Genomic DNA, 2,624 nt, shown 5'->3' with positions numbered 1-2,624 from the left:
GAGGACCTCGTCGAGCCACTGGTCGAGTGCCTCGTGAATCTGCTTGCGGGAAGCCAGCGTTCGCTCCCGGGTCTCCTCACCGGCACTCATCGTGGCCCGTGCGAGCAGCTCTCCAGCCACGCCCCGGGTCCAGCAGCTGAGCACCATGACCGCGTCACCCGGTCGCGACTCAGGGTCCGGGGCTACGGGGTTGTACATCGATGTCCTTCCGGGGTCGGCCCGTGGTCGGCGATGCCCGCGTCAGCGCGGCCCAGGAGCGAGCGTCCTGACGATTCTGTCCCACCGGACTCGCTGACGGAAGGGACGATTTTCCCCGGTCACGGTCCGGTCACGCTGCGGTCACGGTGGGTGCGCTCCACTGGCGCATCAGCTCTCACGGGGGAAGGAGGTGAATCCCAATGGACAAGAACCTGACGTATGCCGAGCTCGACACGGAGATGGTGTCCCTGCTCCCGTCCAAGGAGACGTTGTTCTTCAACTACAACTGGGCGAACATCTACGCCAGCAACTCCTCGGTCGCTCTCAACGCCGCCACTGTGCTCTCCCAGGCCAACAGTGCCGCCGTGCAGACGATCGTCGTGGGCCAGGGCTGACCGCCCTCCGTGGCGGGGCTCCCGCCTGATTGCGGGAGCCGCCGCCTGGGCCATCGTGATCACACGAGACCAGAAGGGAGGCGGCCCAGATGCACGAGGCAGCACCACTGGACCTTCGAGAGCTCGACGCGCAGAGCGTTGCTCTCCTGCCGAGACGCGACACGCTGTGTTACGTCGGGTGCGTCAACGTCAACACGGTCGTCGGGGTCAACCTGGCCTTCGCCATCAACGCGGCGTCGAACAACGCCACGGTCAACGCCGTGGCCGGCCAGTACCTCGCGATCGTCATGTAGGGCGCGTGACGGCGGGCGGGTCCTTGCGACGCGCCCGCCGTGCGTGTGGCCGCCGAGGCTGCCTGACGACACCGGTGACAGGAGGAGGGGGAATGGACGGAGCACAGGGCGGGGGATCCGCCCCTGCGATGGCAGCGCTTCATCCCACGACCGCTGCGCCGTCGGCCAACGGACCCACCTGGCGGCTGGCCAAGGGGCTGCAGCGCCTGGGACAGGTGCAGGACTCGGGCATCAGCGAGCCGACCTTCCTCGTGCGTCGAGCCGACGGCCAGACGATTCAGGTGTCCCGGCTGTTGCACCTCGTCCTGAGCACGGTCACGTCGGGGCGCTCCGCGCAGACCGTGGCAGCGATGGTGAGCCGGGCCTACGGACGAGAGCTGAGCCCCGAGGGCCTCCAGTACCTCGTCGACACCCGGCTCGGGCCGCTCGGGCTCGTCGTCAGCGACGGACGCACGAACCCTGCCTCGGCCTCGCTCGCGACCTCCCCGACAGGGACCTCATCGGGAGCCGTAACGTCGCCTGGCTCGCCGGCCCCGCCGGGGGCGCCGTCCTCGCCGGGGGCGCCGTCCTCGCCGGGCTCGCCGACACCCGGCGCCACGACGGGACCCCAACGGCGCACGCGCCTGCCCAAGGCCCGGCCGCTCCTCGCGCTCTCGCTCAAGGGCGTGCTCGTTCCCGCTGCCTGGGTGCCCCGGCTGGGACGGCTCCTCGCGCCCCTCTTCTGGCCGCCGGTCGTCGTCGCGGCCCTCGTCGCCGTCGTCGTCCTCGACCTGCGGCTTCTCGCCACGGGCGACCTCGCCGCCGCGCTCGTCGAGGTCCTCACCTCGCCGTCGCTGATGCTCGGTCTCTATCTCGTGCTCGCACTCGGTGGCCTCATCCACGAGAGCGGGCACGCCGCCGCGTGCAGCTACAGCGGGGGCCGACCCGGCGCGATCGGCTTCGGGGTCTACCTCATCTTCCCCGCGTTCTACACCGACGTCACGGACTCGTACCGCCTGAGCCGGACCGGTCGCCTCCGCACGGACCTCGGTGGTCTCTACTTCAACGTCCTGTGCCTCATCGTCCTGGCCGGCCTCTACCTCACGACGGGCAGCGGGCTCTTCCTCCTCGCCGCGTTCATCATGCACGTCGAGATGGTCCAGCAGCTGATCCCCGCAGTCCGGCTCGACGGCTACTACGTGCTCGCCGACCTGGCCGGAGTGCCAGACCTGTTCGCCCGGGTCGGTCCGGTCCTCCGCAGTCTGCGCCCGGGCGCGCCGCGGGATCCTCGGGTCGCCGAGCTGCGCCCCCGAGCGAGGCGCATGGTCATCGCCTGGGTCTGTCTCGTTGTGCCGACCCTCGTCGGGGGGACACTCTGGTTGCTGTGGAACCTGCCATTCATCGTTGGCACGAACATCGACGCGATCGCGCTGCAGGCAGAGCAGTGGGTCGCTGCCCGGGATGCCGGCGACGTCACGCTCGTGGCGCTCGCATCGATCTCGATCCTGTTTCTCGTCGTTCCCCTGATCGGCCTCGTCGTCCTGCTCGACCGGCTCGCCCGCGCCTTGTGGCGGCTCGTCGACCGACGACACCGCCGGACTGGTGCACGGCGTGACCGCCCGTCGACCCAGGAGCACGCGATGACCATGAACCACCAGCCCCTCGACCTCGACCCCTCCGGCGCCGGCCGCCGACTCAACGGCTACGTCCCGGAGGCCAGCGACCACCCCCACGACACCCCTGCCCGGGCCGAGAACCC

The 2,624-nt window shown here is 70.2% G+C and carries 3 protein-coding genes and 1 pseudogene; 3 read left to right on the top strand and 1 reads right to left on the bottom strand.

The features are described from left to right. On the bottom strand, positions 1-198 hold a 198-nt coding region (locus tag LOY02_RS12000), incomplete at its 3' end, for a hypothetical protein (protein WP_317182593.1). Between the two features lie 200 nt (positions 199-398). On the opposite strand from LOY02_RS12000, the gene LOY02_RS11995 reads away from it, so the two are divergent. The 3 genes and pseudogenes from LOY02_RS11995 to LOY02_RS11985 form a co-directional block, all read left to right on the top strand. Beyond that, positions 399-593, top strand: coding sequence for a hypothetical protein (locus tag LOY02_RS11995; protein ID WP_317182592.1), 195 nt, complete (start codon positions 399-401; stop codon positions 591-593). Positions 594-682: 89 nt separating this feature from the next. Further along, positions 683-886, top strand: coding sequence for a hypothetical protein (locus tag LOY02_RS11990; RefSeq protein ID WP_317182591.1), 204 nt, complete (start codon positions 683-685; stop codon positions 884-886). Positions 887-978: 92 nt separating this feature from the next. After that, positions 979-2,624: pseudogene (locus LOY02_RS11985) on the top strand (hypothetical protein); the annotation flags it as partial.

It is taken from the genome of Intrasporangium sp., assembly GCF_032907665.1.
Lineage (GTDB): Bacteria > Actinomycetota > Actinomycetes > Actinomycetales > Dermatophilaceae > Intrasporangium.
This window is presented reverse-complemented; position numbering and strand designations above follow the sequence as displayed.